Here is a 15,696-nt window from a genome sequence, read left to right as displayed (position 1 = left end):
ATGTCCTTGCGTGCTTTAGCTGCGGTCGTGGTGACGACGGTAATGATGCTTCCCCACGCGTGGGCCGATACGGCGTGGGAAAACTACAAATCGCGTTTTATGATGCCTGATGGGCGCATTGTTGATACTGGCAACGGCAATGTGTCGCACACTGAAGGGCAGGGTTTTGCCATGCTGCTGGCGGTAGCGAATAACGATCGCCCGGCGTTTGACGCGCTATGGCAATGGACCGATAAAACGCTACGTAACAAAGACAATGGGTTGTTTTACTGGCGCTATAATCCGGTGGCACCCAACCCGGTGGCGGATAAAAACAACGCCACCGATGGCGATACGATGATTGCCTGGGCGCTGCTGCGCGCGCAGCAGCAATGGCATGAAAGATCCTACGGCACGGCCTCTGATGCTATAACCGCTTCGCTACTCAAACACACGGTGGTCACCTTCGCCGGGCGCCAGGTGATGCTTCCTGGCGCGAAGGGGTTTTATCTCAACGACCATCTCAATCTTAATCCATCCTACTTTATCTTTCCGGCCTGGCAGGCCTTCGCCGCGCGTACGCATTTGACCGCCTGGCGAAAGCTGCAAACCGATGGACAGGCGCTGCTGGGGAAAATGGCGTGGGGGAAATCGCAGCTTCCCAGCGACTGGGTCGCCTTAAGAGCTGACGGCAAGATGGAACCGGCAAAAGAGTGGCCGACGCGCATGAGCTACGATGCAATTCGCATCCCGCTGTATGTCTACTGGAATGACCCGCAAAGCAGCCTGCTGACGCCGTGGAAAACCTGGTTCCGGAGCTATCCGCGTCTGCAAACGCCGGCGTGGATCAACGTCAATACCAATGAAGTCGCGCCGTGGTTTATGACCGGCGGGCTGCTGGCGGTGCGCGATTTAACGCTTGGTGAAGAACAGGCCGAAATCCAGATTAGCGCTCAGGATGATTACTACTCCGCCAGCCTTAAGCTGCTGGTGTGGCTGGCTAATAAAGACCGCCAATAAACTGTGGAATGCGCCTCGCACGATGCGTAATAGTGAGGTGCGGGTATCAGGGCAGGGTCGTAGAATCGTCGGCAAGCCGGGGTTACCCGGTGAGGCGCAATGTTGCGGGGGCTTGAACCCCGGCGGCATAGATGAATTGGTTGCTGGAAAGAGAAAACCCCCGCACGTTGTTTGGTAAAAACCTGGCAACGTATCGGGGGCTACTCTCGAACCTAGACAATTCGAGGATAGCCGCGAACGGTTGCCATTGCAACAAAGGCGGCTGTATGACGCTCGCTCAGTTAGGCCTGGTGCTCTGGGACGATCTGGCGGCTCCGGTGCTTGCTGGTATTCTTGTCAGCATCATCGTGGGCTGGATGGATAACCGGAAGTAACCGGCCTGTGGGTATCAGTCTGCCTTAATGGCAGCATGCGCCCGGACGGGGCCGCAGGGGGAAAAGCCTGCGGCCTTTTTCGCATTATTGCGGGTAAGGCACCCAACTGCCGCCGTTCAACTGAACGTAGGGCTTGCCCTGATACTGAATCACGATAGCGTTGGAGTTTTCCGAGACCGCTGCGCTCTGCGGCAGATTAGCAATATACTGCTGCCAGTTGATGTCGTTTTCGCCAAACATCTTGCCATCCAGGGCGCGAACCACCAGCTCCGAAACAGCCAGATAGCTACTTGGCTGATCTATTGTGATCGGCGCATCGGGATGCCGCGCCTTGATGCCGAAAAACTTCACCGCCGCCGGGACGTTGGTAATTGAGGGGCTTGGAATATCGCGCAGGCCGGAAACCTGCATTTTGTCGCCTTTCAATGCCGCGCCATGTTCCGGCACGACGATGACCATCACCTTACGGCCCGATTTATCCAGTTCAGTGAAGAAACTGTCCAGTTCGTCGAAGAACTTCTGCGCACGGGCTTTATAGTCCGCAGTTTTGCTCTGGCCCGGGTAGTGGTTGCCATCGTGCAGCGGCAGCGTGTTGTAGAAGGTCGCAGTACGCGGCGTGTTCAGTTTATCGAGCGTCTGTAGCCAGCGGTTCAGCGTTGCCTGGTCGTCATAAACTGGCGAACCGTCAAAGCCTTGCAAAATCACCGGCAGACCGGCTTGATCCATCAGCGGGCTCTGAATGCCGCCCAGAGAGCGCAGCTCTTTCAGGAAGTCGCCAAAGATACCGTTATGCCCAAGCATCAACTGCTGGGTAAAGCCCAGTTTTGCCAGGTTTTCAAACAGGTAGCATTCATTACCTGACGGCTGATACAGGTTAGCGTGAGAGAGTTGACCACAGCTGGCGCGCAGCAGGCGAGCCGCCGCCGGGCCGCTGTACGAGGTGGCTGAGTTAAAGTTTTTGAACAGCAGGTCGAAATGCTTCCACAGCGGGTGATCCATTAACCCGGCGGCTTCAATATCTGACCATGAGAGCGAGCAGATGTTGATAATTAAGACATCAAATGGCTGGGCATCGGCCGGTAGCGCATCAGGGAAAGGCGTTTTACGTTTCTGCTCGGAGGCATAAAAGGTATTAAGCCAGTTGGTGAGATTAGCCGACGTTGGTGGCTCCGTTTGCGGCGGAATATCGTTATTCGCCGCGGCGGTATTGGTGGCGATAGCGGTACCGCCGCCGGTATTGGTTGCGGTATTAGCCGTCGCTGCCGTAGGTTGACCTGCTGGCCATAGGGTAAAAGAGGGCAGCAGCGGGCCAACAACCAGCCAGACCATGATCGCCGAGACAAAAACCGTCACCCGCAGCCATTGACTGATAAACAGCCACAAGACCAGCAGGACAAAGAACGCGCCGACCATATTCCAGTTGATAAAGCGGGTCACCAGATCCCAGATGTAGTCGGCGCTAAAGCCAGCAATCTGCGAACCTTGACTGAAGATGCTTTCCAGGCCGGGTAGCCAGGTATCGTGCCAGAACAGCATAAAGCCCAGCGGGATCGCTATCCAGTGGCGCAGGCGGTGCAGCTTATACTGCGGAATTGGCACCAATAAGAAGGCGAGAAACACCAGATTCAGCATCGGGTGAAAATTAAGGTATCCCGCCCACAGCAAAGCAAACTTCACCAGAAAGTAGAAGTTCCAGCCGGATAAGCCGCGCCAGTACCGCCAGAGCGGAAGCGATGCAGCGGTTGTTTTTGGATTGGTCATTTTGTTGATTTGCCTTGCCTGGATGCCGTTTCCCGGCGCAACACGCCAGCCGGTTTGACATAACGGGGTTTAAAGAACATCAGTCGTAACGTGGTACGAATACGCCGCTGGTAGTGGCGCGTCAGGTATCCCAGCGGGAAAAACAGCAGGGCGCACAGGGCGACCAACTGAATAATATCGGCAATAGACATCATAGATTTAGCTCCCCATCGATGGATAAACGATGTGGCTCAGGGTTTCGACGCCAGCTTCGTCCATCATGGGTCGCGTTGATGGTCTCATTCTTGCCCAGAGAGATAGGCAGTGGCGTGTTCCAGTTCTCCGGCATGATGCCGCGCATCAACATAATTTCAGCGGATATCTGCTTATCTTCAAACCAAATCATTCGGTTAGAGAAAATATCGCCGGTAGGCAAAGGGAAAATATGGTTTAACGCGGTATCGAGATCGTTTACACGGCAAAACGACAGAAACAGCACCAGACGATTGTTACCAATAGTCATGATGTCGCCCATGCGGTTGGGTTTACACAGCGTCAGCGCCTGCTCGACGCGCAGGCCCGGTGCCGGACGTAGCGCCACCATTACGCCTTTGCTATCGGCGGGCAGCATAGTGTTAACCATAATATTGTGCACCGCTTCGCAGAAGGCATCCCACTTCTGGTAGCCGCGCAGTTTTAGCGGTTGACTCCAGGTGAGCAGGGTGGAGAAATCTTCCGGAATATGGCGGGTAAACTTCTGTTTCTGTACGCTTTCAATTAGCGTCAGGCAGCGCGAGAGCGGTGCGCCGCTGGGGATAACCATATTTGCGCCGCTGCTTAGCAAAAGTCGCTCATCGGTGGCGCGCAGGCTTGGGGTCTGCTCGCGAACGATCACTTTTAACGCGCTGCCACGCTGGCGGCGCAGCGTGTGGATATAGCGTCCCAACTGCTCAATCTGCTCGTTTTGGGTAATGGAGAAGATAAGCGTTGCCGCCTGCGCCATCCGTCCGGCATTGAAAACAGCGTCGTTGGTATCGAATAGTGTCCAGTATTCGGAAAGCGCGGGCGCCCCTTCCAGTACGCGCAGGTTACTGAGGACGACTTTCTCGTCGCTGCGTGGCTGAACGACGGTTTCTTCATCCTGCGCCAGTCGCCAGCCATTCTCATCGTGCAAAACAGTGAGCTGCTGCTGGGCGCTTATTCCTTTTTCGCTTCCCCACCAGGCAATATCAAACAGGTGGCTGTCACCCTGGTAACGAATGCTTGCCAGACCGGCAAGAGAACGATACTCGCGTAATAAAGGGGAAAGCTGTTTATCGATATCATGCCCAGAATTAAGTACTAATAGGGAACAATGATGGTATTTAGCCCAGCGATACGTTTTTTCTACCCACTTGCATAATTCTTCGCTTTTCATATTCTGCCAGGCATTTTCTGCACATAGCAGAATAAACAAATAATTGCCAGGTTCGAGGGAGCAAACTAAATCGCGGTGCATTTCTTCCAGCCCTTTAATGTCGTTGGGCATGGTGAACAAGGCAATTTTTTCTGGCCCGCAATCGTTTTCTAACGAAATGATTTTATTTGGGTTATCTCCCATTACTATTGCTGCGAGCTGGCTCTCTTTACTTTGGGCGGCTAGCGTATGGTTGAGCAGGCTTACCGCATCAGGATAGCGGTCAACGTTAAGCCACCATACCCCGCCAACAGGCATATGGCAGACTTCGTCCCATAATGATGAAATACCCAAAGAATATACGATATCCACGGCGTCCCTCGTGAGACCTGATTTACACTGGATCAGTTTACTAGCGAAAGCGTGAGAGTAAACCTAACATTGAAATTAAAGGATATCAGTTTTAGCATGTAAACCTAATTTAAGGATGAACCTATACTTTCTGGTTTAATTTAATGAATTTTGCCAACGGACAGAGAAATGTCAGAAAAAGATCTCGCTGTGCCCACCGATGCGACTTTGGGTTACACCTTTCAAAATGATTTTCTGGCATTAAGCCGGGCATTTTCCCTGCCTGATATTGATTATCACGATATTTCCCGACGCGAGCAGTTAACTGCGGCGCTGAAACGCTGGCCATTACTGGCTGAATTAGCTGAGAAAAAGTAAGGAAGCCGTTGATGGCTATTCTGGGATTACAAGGCGTGCGCGGTGGCACTGGCACCACATCGATTACCGCTGCGCTGGCCTGGGCGCTGCAATTACTCGGGGAAACCGTACTGGTGGTTGATGCCAGCCCGGACAATATGCTGCGCTTTTTTTTCAACGTCGATTTCAGCCACAAAGCGGGCTGGGCGCGTGCGATGATCGACGGCGATGACTGGCGCGATGCCGGACTTCGCTACACTTCGCATATCGATCTGCTGCCGTTTGGTCAGCTCGAACCGGGTGAACGCGAGAATATTGACCAGCTTCAGGCGATGCTTTCGCCGATGGCCGAAATGGTGCAAAAGCTCCATCAGCAGGGCGATCACCGCTGGCTGTTGATTGACCTGCCGGACGGCTATTCGCCGCTGACGCGCACCTTAATCAACGTATGCGACCGTACGCTGGTGGTGGTCCACCCGGACGGTAACAGCCATATTCGCCTGCATCAGCAGGCATTACCGACGAATAGCGATATTCTGATCAACGATCTGCGCGTCGGCAGCCAGCTGCAGGAAGATTTATATCAGCTGTGGCTGGAGAGCCAGCGCCGCATTTTGCCGGTGACGATTCATCGCGATGAGGCGATGGCGGAGTGTCTGGCGGCGAAGCAACCGCTCGGCGAATATCGTCAGGATTCTCTGGCGGCGGAAGAGATACTCACGCTTGCCAACTGGTGCCTGCTGCACTATGTCGGCAAGGGGGCTGAATGATTCGCCTGAGTACCCTACTGCTGGCTCCGCCGGTTGGCGAACGGCTGAGTGAGCGCTATCGTGATTATCGTCGGCACGGCGCGTCGTGGCTGGCGGCCGCGTTGGGCTGCTTGTGGGCGTCGTTGGCGTGGGCGTTTATGCCGCTGTAAACGCCGCGCTGGCAGGCGATACGCGAGCGCCATGATGAATTTTTCCCACATATCAATCCGCACCGTCCGCGCCCGCTGGATCCCATTCGCTATCTTTTGCAATCCTTATGGCTGCTGGTGACGCGGGTGCCGGAGGCGGATAAAAAGGTCAACTGGCGTTCGCTGGTCGCGCTGGAAGGTGTGCAGGGACGCTACGCGCAGTGGCTGGAGAAGCTGCCGGAGAAGGTTAATGCCCGCACTAGCCATTTAGATAAACACAAAGAGTTGGCTCACCTGAACCCGAAGCTGAGGCGGTTGATTCTCGGCACGGTGACGTTTTTCTCGCTGATCCTCGCGCTGCTCTGTATTACTCAGCCCTTTAATCCGCTGTCGCAGTTTATTTTCCTGCTGTTGCTGTGGGGCGTCGCGTTGCTGGTGCGCCGTATTCCAGGGCGCTTCTCAGCGCTGATGCTGATCGTGCTCTCGCTAACCGTTTCTTGTCGCTATATCTGGTGGCGCTACACCTCAACGCTTAACTGGGATGACCCGGTAAGCCTGGTATGCGGGATCATTCTGCTGTTCGCCGAAACCTACGCCTGGGTGGTGCTGGTGCTGGGCTATTTCCAGGTCGTCTGGCCGCTGAACCGTCAGCCGGTGCCGCTGCCGGAGGATATGGAACAGTGGCCGACGGTGGATATCTTCGTGCCGACCTATAACGAAGACCTCAACGTGGTAAAAAACACCATTTATGCCTCGCAGGGGATCGACTGGCCGAAGGACAAGCTCAATATCTGGATCCTCGACGACGGCGGGCGCGAAGAGTTCCGCCAGTTCGCCAAAGACGTCGGGGTGCACTACATCGCGCGAACTACGCATGAACACGCGAAGGCCGGGAATATCAATAATGCGCTGAAGTACGCCAAAGGCGAGTTTGTGTCGATTTTCGACTGCGACCACGTGCCGACACGCTCATTCCTGCAAATGACCATGGGCTGGTTCCTGAAAGAGAAAGAGCTGGCGATGATGCAGACGCCGCACCACTTCTTCTCCCCTGACCCATTTGAACGCAACCTCGGGCGTTTTCGCAAAACGCCGAACGAAGGCACGCTGTTTTATGGCCTGGTGCAGGATGGGAACGACATGTGGGATGCCACCTTCTTCTGCGGCTCCTGCGCGGTAATCCGCCGCGGCCCGCTGGATGAAATTGGCGGTATCGCCGTGGAGACGGTGACGGAAGATGCTCATACCTCTCTGCGTCTGCATCGCCGCGGCCACACTTCCGCCTATATGCGCATACCGCAGGCGGCCGGTCTGGCAACGGAGAGCCTGTCGGCGCATATCGGCCAGCGTATCCGCTGGGCGCGCGGGATGGTGCAGATTTTCCGTCTCGATAATCCGTTGTTTGGCAAAGGGCTGAAGCTGGCGCAGCGCGTCTGCTACGTCAACGCGATGCTGCACTTCCTCTCCGGTATTCCGCGCCTGATTTTCCTGACCGCGCCGCTGGCTTTTTTGCTGCTGCACGCCTATATCATTTACGCCCCCGCGCTGATGATCGCCCTGTTTGTGCTACCGCATATGATTCACGCCAGCCTGACCAACTCGAAGATTCAGGGTAAATACCGTCACTCTTTCTGGAGTGAAATCTACGAAACGGTGCTGGCCTGGTATATCGCGCCACCGACGTTTGTCGCGCTGATTAACCCGCACAAGGGCAAATTCAACGTTACCGCGAAGGGCGGGCTGGTGGAAGACGAGTACGTCGACTGGGTGATTTCCCGTCCCTATATCTACCTTGTGCTGCTGAATCTGGTCGGCGTCGCCGTGGGTATCTGGCGCTTTATGTACGGCCCGGAAAACGAGGTCCTGACCGTCTGGGTGAGTATTATCTGGGTGTTCTATAACCTGATTATTCTTGGCGGCGCGGTGGCCGTGTCGGTCGAAAGCAAGCAGGTGCGGCGCTCGCATCGTGTAGAGATGTCGATGCCGGCAGCGATTGCTCGCGAAGATGGCCATCTGTTCTCCTGCACCGTTCATGACTACTCCGACGGTGGGCTTGGTGTCAAAATTCACGGCGAGGCGCAGGTGCTGGAAGGCCAGCACGTCAAGCTGCTGCTCAAACGCGGGCAGCAGGAGTACAGCTTCCCGGTACGGGTTGCGCGCGTGAACGGGAGCGAAGTGGGTTTACAGCTGTTGCCGTTAAGCAATCGGCAACATATTGATTTTGTGCAGTGTACGTTTGCCCGCGCAGATACGTGGGCGCTTTGGCAGGATAGCTTCCCGGAAGATAAACCGATGGAAAGCCTGCTGGATATCCTGAAGCTGGGGTTCCGTGGATATCGTCACCTGGCGGAGTTCTCACCGCCGTCGGTGAAGGTTATTTTCCGCTCGCTCACCTTGCTGGTGGCCTGGGTTGTCTCGTTTGTTCCGCGCCGTCCTGAACGCGCGGCAGCGACACTCTCGGCGGAACCGGCAATGGCTCAACAATGATGATAATGCGATGAACAGAAAACTCTCTTTGATTTGTGCAGTAGCGGTGAGCATTGGCGGCTGGTCCCCCTTCGCTTCGTATGCGGAACCGACGGTAGCGGTAGCTGCGGCACCGGAAGCGGCACAGACGACTACCGTGCCCGGTATTGCCGGGGTGGTTGCTGATAGCCAGCCAACGGCGGCCCTTGCTGACCCGGCGGCCCCGGTGGTGATATTGGATAATGCTCCGACCCGTGACGTAAAGCTCACCTTCGCCAAAATCGCCCCGCCTCCGGGCAGTATGGTGCTGCGCGGCGCGCGTCCTGATGGCTCGGTAGAGTTTGGTATGCGCAGCGATGAAGTGGTGGCGAAAGCGCTGCTTAACCTCGACTACACGCCATCGCCGTCGCTACTACCGATCCAGTCGCAACTGAAGGTCTATCTTAACGATGAGCTGATGGGCGTTTTGCCGGTCACTAAAGAGCAACTGGGCAAAAAAGTCAGCGCGCAGATCCCGATAGATCCGCTGTATATCACCGACTTTAACCGCGTGCGCCTGGAGTTCGTTGGCCACTATCGTGATGTCTGTGAAAACCCGGCCAGCAGCACCCTGTGGCTGGACGTGGGCCGCGAAAGTTATCTGGATTTAACCTATCAGTCGCTGAACGTGCGCAACGATCTCTCGCATTTCCCGGTCCCATTCTACGATTCCCGCGATAATCGCCAGCTCACGCTGCCGATGGTCTTTGCTTCCGCGCCGGATGTTCAGCAGCAGCAGGCGGCGGCGATTATCGCCTCGTGGTTCGGCAGCAAAGCGGGTTGGCGCGGCCAGCAGTTCCCGGTTCACTTCAACGCGCTGCCGGATCGTAATGCCATTGTTTTTGCCACCAACGATAAGCGCCCGGACTTCCTGCGCGAGCACCCGCCGGTTAGCGCGCCGACTATCGAAATGATCGACCATCCGAGCAACCCGTACGTCAAGCTGCTGGTGGTATTCGGTCGTGATGATAAGGACCTGCTGCAGGCGGCGAAGGGGATTGCTCAGGGCAATATTCTGTTCCGCGGCAGCAGCGTGACGGTTGACGATGTGAAAGAGCTACAGGCACGTAAGCCTTACGATGCGCCAAATTGGGTGCGCACCGACCGGGCGGTGACCTTTGCTGAGCTGAAGACCTACGAACAGCAGCTGCAATCCAGCGGTCTGGTGCCGGATTCCATTAATGTCGCGCTGAACCTGCCGCCAGACCTGTACCTGCTGCGCGCCAACGGCATCGACATGAATCTGAACTATCGCTACACCATGCCGCCGATCAAAGACAGCTCGCGCATGGATATCAGCCTGAACGATCAGTTCTTGCAGTCGTTTAGCCTCAATAGCTCGCAGGATGTGAATAAACTGATACTGCGCCTGCCGGTGCTGCAGGGGCTGCTGGATGGCAAAACGGAGGTGACAATCCCGGCGCTACGCCTCGGGGCGATGAACCAGCTGCGCTTTGATTTCCAGTATATGAATCCGATGCCCGGCGGCTCCATTGATAACTGTATTACCTTCCAGGCGGTACAGAACCACGTGGTGATTGGCGACGACTCGACCATCGACTTCTCGAAGTACTATCACTTTATGGCGATGCCGGATCTGCGCGTGTTTGCCAACGCGGGCTTCCCGTATAGCCGGATGGCCGATCTGTCCGACACCCTGGTTGTGGTACCAAAAGCGCCGACTGAGGGCCAGGTTGCTACGCTGCTGGAGACCACCGGCGGCATCGGTGCGCAAACCGGTCTGGCGTCAATTAACCTTCGCATGACCGATGACGGTAGCCAGATTAAAGACAAAGATGCCGACCTGCTGTTGATTGGCTCCATTCCGCAGGCGCTGAAGGACGACACCAAAATTAATCTGCTGGTTGAAGCGACCAAAAGCTGGGTGAAAATGCCAATGCGCCACTACGACCTGGCGAGCATTTACCCCGATCTTGAAGCCAGAACGCCGAATACCCGCACTGATATCACCTCGTCCGGGCCGATGGCGGCCATTATCGGCTTCCAGTCGCCTTACAACGATCAGCGCAGCGTCGTTGCGCTGCTGGCCGATAGCCCGCGCGGTAACGAACTGCTGACCGCGGCGCTGAACGACAGCGGCAAACGCGCGGCGATGTTTGGTTCCGTTTCGGTCATTCGTGAATCGGGCGTGAACAGCCTGCGGGTGGGGGATGTGTATTATATCGGGCATCTGCCGTGGTTCGAACGCATTTGGTTTGCGCTCTCCAGCCATCCGGTGCTGCTGGCGATTCTTGCGGCGGTGAGCATCGTGCTGCTGGCGTGGGTACTGTGGCGCATGCTGCGTATTATCAGCCGTCGTCGCCTCGACCTTGATGATGAGTAATCGATGATGAATGCAGTACGTGGAGTGGTGTTATCGGTGTTGATTCTGGCGGCGGCGCAGGTTAGCGCCGCCTGTCAGTGGCCGGCCTGGGAGCAGTTTAAAAAAGAGTACGTCAGCGCCGAAGGGCGGGTTATCGACCCCAGCGATTCACGAAAAATCACCACTTCGGAAGGGCAAAGCTACGCGTTGTTCTTTGCCCTGGCGGCCAATGACCGCGAGGGTTTTAGCAAGCTATTTGAGTGGACGCAAAACAACCTCGCGGAGGGTGACCTGCGCGCGCATCTGCCGGGCTGGTTGTGGGGTAAAAAGAGTGATGATGAGTGGACGGTTCTCGATAGCAACTCGGCGTCTGATTCCGATTTATGGATAGCCTGGTCGCTGCTGGAAGCCGGACGCTTGTGGAAAATGCCGCAATACACTGAAGTCGGTAAAGCGCTGCTGGCGCGGATTGCCGATGAAGAAATCGTGACGGTGCCGGGGCTCGGGCCGCTGGTGTTGCCGGGGAAAGTTGGCTTCGTCGATGACGGCGGCTGGCGCTTTAACCCCAGCTACCTGCCGCCGCAGCTGGCGACCTACTTTGCCACTTTTGGCGCTCCATGGCCGAAGGTACGCGAAGCGAATCTGCGCCTGCTGCTGGAGACCGCGCCAAAAGGTTTTTCGCCTGACTGGGTACGCTACGAAAAAGGCAAAGGCTGGCAGTTGAAAGCGGATAAACCCATTATCGGCAGCTATGACGCCATTCGCGTCTATTTGTGGGCCGGTATGCTTGACGACGGCGATAAGCAAAAAAAACCTCTGCTGGCGCGCTTTAAGCCGATGGAAACTCAGACTATCAGCCAGGGCGTGCCGCCGGAAAAAACCAATATCGCCAACGGTAAAACCACTGGCAATGGCCCGGTTGGCTTCTCCGCGTCGCTACTGCCATTTTTGCAAAATGACGACGCCCGGGCGATTCAGCGCCAGCGCGTCGCTGACGATTACCCCGGCGCGGATGCTTACTACAGCGCGGTCCTGACCCTTTTCGGTCAGGGATGGGATCAACACCGTTTTCGCTTCACCGCCGCTGGCGAATTACGACCTGACTGGAACCAGGAATGCACAAGTTCTCACTAAGCTTATTCACGCTCTCTTTAAGCGTCGCGCTGATGCCGCTGGCGCACGCCGCGAACACGCCCGCTCAGCAACATCTGCTGGAGCAGGTGCGCCTCGGCGAGGCCAGCAATCGTGAAGACCTGGTACGTCAGTCGTTGTATCGCCTGGAATTGATCGACCCAAATAACCCGGATGTGGTGGCTGCGCGAATGCGTTACCTGATCCGCCAGGGCGATACCGCCGGTGCGCAGAAACAGCTTGAGCGTCTGGCTAAATTGGCCCCGGACTCGACGGAGCTCAAAACCTCACGTAACGAGATGGATATCAGCACCGGCGATGGTCGCCAGGAGCTACAGCAGGCCCGTCTGCTTGGCGTTGCCGGGAAAGTTGATGAAGCGATTGCTGCTTACGAGAAGTTGTTCAACGGCGTACCGAGCGATGAAAATGCGGCGATTGAGTACTGGACGCTGGTGGCGCGTCTGCCATCACGCCATAACGAGGGCGTCAATCAGCTAAAAAAACTTAACGCCAGCTCGCCGGGCAACGTCCAACTGCAAACGGCGCTGGCGAAACAGATGTTTGGCGACAATAAGCCGGAAGAGGGATTCGCTTACCTTGAGCAGATGTCGCGCTCGGCGGCGGGCCGCGGTATCGCTGCCGATATGTGGTTTACTGAAGTCAAAAGCATGCCGGTTAGCAAGGCCAGCGTGCAAGCCCTACAGCGATTTCTAATGCAGTTCCCTACCGGCTCCGCCTCGGCCAATGCTCGGGTGCTGCTCGACCAGCAGCAGACGCAGCTTAGAGATCCGACGTTCCGCGATCGTGCTGAAGGTCTGGCGGCGGTGAAAGCTGGAAAAGGTTCGGTGGCCGTCGCCGATTTGCAGCAAGCCGTAAGGGCGGATGCCAAAGACAGCGATGCGGTTGGCGCGTTAGGGCAGGCGTACTCCCAGCGCGGCGATCGGGCGCGGGCGGTTGCTCAGTTGAGTAAAGCCATCAAAATGGACCCGGATAGCCCGAGCCGCGACAAATGGGACAGCCTGCTCAAGACCAACCGCTACTGGCTGCTGATCAAGCAGGGCGACAACGCGCTGAAAAGCGGCCAGTTGGCGCAGGCGCAAAATTATTACGCTCAGGCGCAGCGAGTAGACAATACCGACAGCTATGCGGTGCTGGGTTTGGGAGATGTGGCGGCGGCGCGTAAAGAAAACGCGGCGGCGGAGCGTTACTACCAGCGCGCGCTGCGCATGGACCGCGGCAATAGCCTGGCGGTGCGCGGCCTTGCCAATCTCTATCGCGCTGAATCGCCGGAAAAAGCCAGTGCCTACATTGCCAGCCTGTCGCCGGGCCAGCGGCGCAGCATTGACGATATCGAGCGTAGCCTGACCAACGATCGGCTGGAGAAACAGGCCGAATTGCTGGAGAGCCAGGGCAACTGGGTGCAGGCAGCAGAAGTACAGCGCCGAAGGCTGGCGCTGGATCCGGATAGCGTATGGATAACTTACCGCTTATCGCGGGATCTGGTCAGCGCGGGCAGTCGTAGTGAAGCTGATGCGCTGATGCGTGCGATGGTCAACCGCAAGCCCGGCGATGCCGACCGGATTTATGCTTATGGCCTCTATTTATCCGGTAACGATCAGGATGAGATGGCGCTGGCACAGATTAATGCTCTGCCGCGTGGACAGTGGACGGACAATATTCGCGAGCTGGATGCGCGTCTGCAAAGCGACAAGATCTTGCGTCAGGCAAACCAGCTGCGCGATGGCGGTCAGGAGGCGCAGGCCATTGCGCTGATCAAACAGCAGCCGACGTCGGTGCGCTACGAGCTAACCCTTGCGGACTGGGCGCAGCAGCGCGGCGACAGTCGGACGGCGATAGCGGAATATCAGCAGGTCCTCGGGCAAGAGCCGAGTAACGGCGATGCGCGTCTGGGCCTTGCGGAAGTCTATCTTGCCGATGGCGATAAAAATGCCGCCCGGGCCCAGGTGGCTCAGCTCAAGGGCGAGGATGTTGGCTCCATCAATATGCAGCGACGCATTGCTCTGACACAAGCGGGTCTCGGCGATAGCGTTCAGGCGCAGCAAACTTTCGCCCGTATTGTTCCGCAAGCGAAAGCCCAGCCGCCGTCGATGGAAAGCGCGCTGGTGCTACGCGATGCCGCGCGCTTCCAGGCGCAAAACGGTGAGCCGCAGCAGGCGCTGGAGGGTTACAAAGATGCGATGGTGGCCTCCGGCGTGACCCTCGTGCGCCCACAGGATAACGACACTTTCACGCGCCTGACGCGTAATGACAGCAGTGACGACTGGCTGAAGCGCGGGGTGCGTAGCGATGCTGCCGATCTGTATCGTCAGCAGGATCTGAACGTCACGCTTGAGCACGATTACTGGGGATCCAGCGGTACCGGCGGCTATTCCGACCTGAAAGCGCATACCACGATGCTGCACGTGGATGCGCCGCTGGCCGACGGGCGGATGTTCTTGCGTACCGACCTGGTCAATATGGATGCCGGTAGTTTTTCTACGGATAGCGACGGCAGCTACTCGCCGAGCTGGGGTACCTGCGGTGAAATCGCCTGTACTGGCGGCAGCAAACACCAAAGCGACAGCGGCGCCAGCGTTGCGGTGGGCTGGAAAAACGACACCTGGAGCGGCGATATCGGCACCACGCCGATGGGCTTTAACGTCGTTGATGTGGTGGGTGGCCTGAGCTACAGTAGCGATGTTGGCCCGCTGGGCTACACCGTTAACGTTCATCGTCGACCCATTTCCAGCTCGTTGTTGGCTTTTGGCGGGCAGAAAGATAACGGTAATGATGGTCATACCGGTAAGACCTGGGGCGGAGTGCGCGCCGACGGCGGTGGGCTTAGCCTGAGCTACGATAAGGGCGAGGCCAACGGCGTGTGGTCGTCGCTGGGCGTTGATCAGCTGACGGGTAAAAACGTTGCTGACAACTGGCGCGTGCGCTGGATGACCGGTTACTACTACAAAGTTATTAATGAAGATAATCGCCGGGTGACCGTCGGGCTGAACAATATGCTCTGGCACTACGACAAGGACCTGAGCGGCTATACCCTCGGCCAGGGCGGTTACTACAGTCCGCAGGAGTATGTCTCCTTCGCCGTGCCGGTGACCTGGCGTCAGCGGACGGAAAACTGGTCCTGGGAGCTGGGCGGTTCCGTTTCCTGGTCCCATTCGCGGACCAAAACAGAAGCTCGCTATCCGCTGCTGAATTTGATTCCCTCGCAGTATCGCAACGCAGCCAGCCAGCTGACGGAAGAAGGCAGCAGCAGTTCGGGCGTCGGTTATACCGCCCGGGCGCTGGTTGAGCGGCGGGTGACCGGCAACTGGTTTGTTGGGGCGGCGGTGGATATTCAGCAGGCGAAGGATTACACCCCAAGCCATGCGTTGCTTTATGTTCGCTACTCGGCTTCCGGCTGGCAGGGCGATATGGATATTCCGCCACAGCCGCTGGTCCCTTACGCAGACTGGTAGCAGATTAGCCTGAATTACGTGACAGGGCGTCACTCCACGACGCTCTTCGCGTATACTCGTCACACTTCGCCCGCCTTTGGCAATACCGATCGTTTTTTCCCGGTGGCGCTGCGGCTTCCCGGGCTACGGGTCCGTGCGGTCTGGGTTTGTAG

The 15,696-nt window shown here is 56.9% G+C and carries 10 protein-coding genes and 1 pseudogene; 8 read left to right on the top strand and 3 right to left on the bottom strand.

Annotated features, from left to right (window positions below; all coding sequences use genetic code 11):
* The gene (locus HV127_RS05555; protein WP_182235243.1) at positions 1 to 999 is read left to right on the top strand and encodes a glycosyl hydrolase family 8; all 999 of its coding nucleotides are present in this window, start codon (positions 1 to 3) and stop codon (positions 997 to 999) included.
* Between the two features lie 266 nt (positions 1,000 to 1,265).
* On the top strand, positions 1,266 to 1,373 hold the full coding sequence (locus tag HV127_RS05550) for a type I toxin-antitoxin system toxin Ldr family protein (RefSeq protein ID WP_182235242.1): 108 nt from the start codon (positions 1,266 to 1,268) through the stop codon (positions 1,371 to 1,373).
* 84 nt (positions 1,374 to 1,457) lie between these two features.
* Here HV127_RS05550 and bcsG read toward each other — a convergent pair whose 3' ends face one another.
* The 3 genes from bcsG to bcsE are packed head-to-tail and all read right to left on the bottom strand — an operon-like array spanning position 1,458 to position 4,881.
* Complete coding sequence (bcsG, locus tag HV127_RS05545) at positions 1,458 to 3,134, bottom strand: cellulose biosynthesis protein BcsG (RefSeq protein ID WP_182235241.1); 1,677 nt, start codon at positions 3,132 to 3,134, stop codon at positions 1,458 to 1,460.
* Positions 3,131 to 3,328, bottom strand: a complete 198-nt coding sequence (gene bcsF / locus HV127_RS05540; protein ID WP_182235240.1) for a cellulose biosynthesis protein BcsF — start codon at positions 3,326 to 3,328, stop codon at positions 3,131 to 3,133. The genes bcsG and bcsF overlap by 4 nt, the downstream gene beginning before the upstream one ends.
* Positions 3,325 to 4,881, bottom strand: coding sequence for a cellulose biosynthesis protein BcsE (gene bcsE / locus HV127_RS05535; protein ID WP_182235239.1), 1,557 nt, complete (start codon positions 4,879 to 4,881; stop codon positions 3,325 to 3,327). Before bcsE ends, bcsF begins: the two co-directional genes overlap by 4 nt.
* Before the next feature lie 168 nt (positions 4,882 to 5,049).
* Between bcsE and bcsR the strand changes: the two genes are divergently transcribed.
* The 6 genes and pseudogenes from bcsR (at position 5,050) to bcsC (ending at position 15,544) form a co-directional block, all read left to right on the top strand.
* The gene (gene bcsR / locus HV127_RS05530; protein ID WP_110276210.1) at positions 5,050 to 5,238 is read left to right on the top strand and encodes a cellulose biosynthesis protein BcsR; all 189 of its coding nucleotides are present in this window, start codon (positions 5,050 to 5,052) and stop codon (positions 5,236 to 5,238) included.
* An 11-nt stretch (positions 5,239 to 5,249) separates the two neighbouring features.
* The gene (bcsQ, locus tag HV127_RS05525; protein WP_182235238.1) at positions 5,250 to 5,987 is read left to right on the top strand and encodes a cellulose biosynthesis protein BcsQ; all 738 of its coding nucleotides are present in this window, start codon (positions 5,250 to 5,252) and stop codon (positions 5,985 to 5,987) included.
* Positions 5,984 to 8,602 (top strand): annotated as a pseudogene (gene bcsA, locus HV127_RS05520) (UDP-forming cellulose synthase catalytic subunit). The gene bcsQ and the pseudogene bcsA overlap by 4 nt, the downstream one beginning before the upstream one ends.
* Positions 8,603 to 8,612: 10 nt before the next feature.
* Positions 8,613 to 10,964, top strand: coding sequence for a cellulose biosynthesis cyclic di-GMP-binding regulatory protein BcsB (bcsB, locus tag HV127_RS05515; protein ID WP_182235237.1), 2,352 nt, complete (start codon positions 8,613 to 8,615; stop codon positions 10,962 to 10,964).
* A 3-nt stretch (positions 10,965 to 10,967) separates the two neighbouring features.
* Positions 10,968 to 12,077 carry a cellulose synthase complex periplasmic endoglucanase BcsZ gene (gene bcsZ, locus HV127_RS05510; protein ID WP_182235236.1) on the top strand — a complete coding sequence of 370 codons (1,110 nt, stop codon included), beginning with the start codon at positions 10,968 to 10,970 and terminating at the stop codon, positions 12,075 to 12,077.
* A complete protein-coding gene (gene bcsC / locus HV127_RS05505) occupies positions 12,059 to 15,544 on the top strand; it encodes a cellulose synthase complex outer membrane protein BcsC (protein ID WP_182235235.1) in 3,486 nt (1,161 codons plus the stop codon). Before bcsZ ends, bcsC begins: the two co-directional genes overlap by 19 nt.
* Positions 15,545 to 15,696 lie beyond the last annotated feature (152 nt).

The sequence above is a fragment of the Klebsiella sp. RHBSTW-00215 genome, from assembly GCF_014103785.1.
Lineage (GTDB): Bacteria > Pseudomonadota > Gammaproteobacteria > Enterobacterales > Enterobacteriaceae > Klebsiella.
Note: the sequence above shows the minus strand (reverse complement) of the source record. Positions and strands in the feature narration are given on the sequence as shown.

Coding starts and splice junctions, on each gene's coding strand:
- HV127_RS05555 (WP_182235243.1), top strand. CDS start 1: ATGTCCTTGCGTGCTTTAGCTGCGGTCGTGGTGACGACGGTAATGATG.
- HV127_RS05550 (WP_182235242.1), top strand. CDS start 1,266: ATGACGCTCGCTCAGTTAGGCCTGGTGCTCTGGGACGATCTGGCGGCT.
- bcsG (WP_182235241.1), bottom strand. CDS start 3,134: ATGACCAATCCAAAAACAACCGCTGCATCGCTTCCGCTCTGGCGGTAC.
- bcsF (WP_182235240.1), bottom strand. CDS start 3,328: ATGATGTCTATTGCCGATATTATTCAGTTGGTCGCCCTGTGCGCCCTG.
- bcsR (WP_110276210.1), top strand. CDS start 5,050: ATGTCAGAAAAAGATCTCGCTGTGCCCACCGATGCGACTTTGGGTTAC.
- bcsQ (WP_182235238.1), top strand. CDS start 5,250: ATGGCTATTCTGGGATTACAAGGCGTGCGCGGTGGCACTGGCACCACA.
- bcsB (WP_182235237.1), top strand. CDS start 8,613: ATGAACAGAAAACTCTCTTTGATTTGTGCAGTAGCGGTGAGCATTGGC.
- bcsZ (WP_182235236.1), top strand. CDS start 10,968: ATGATGAATGCAGTACGTGGAGTGGTGTTATCGGTGTTGATTCTGGCG.
- bcsC (WP_182235235.1), top strand. CDS start 12,059: ATGCACAAGTTCTCACTAAGCTTATTCACGCTCTCTTTAAGCGTCGCG.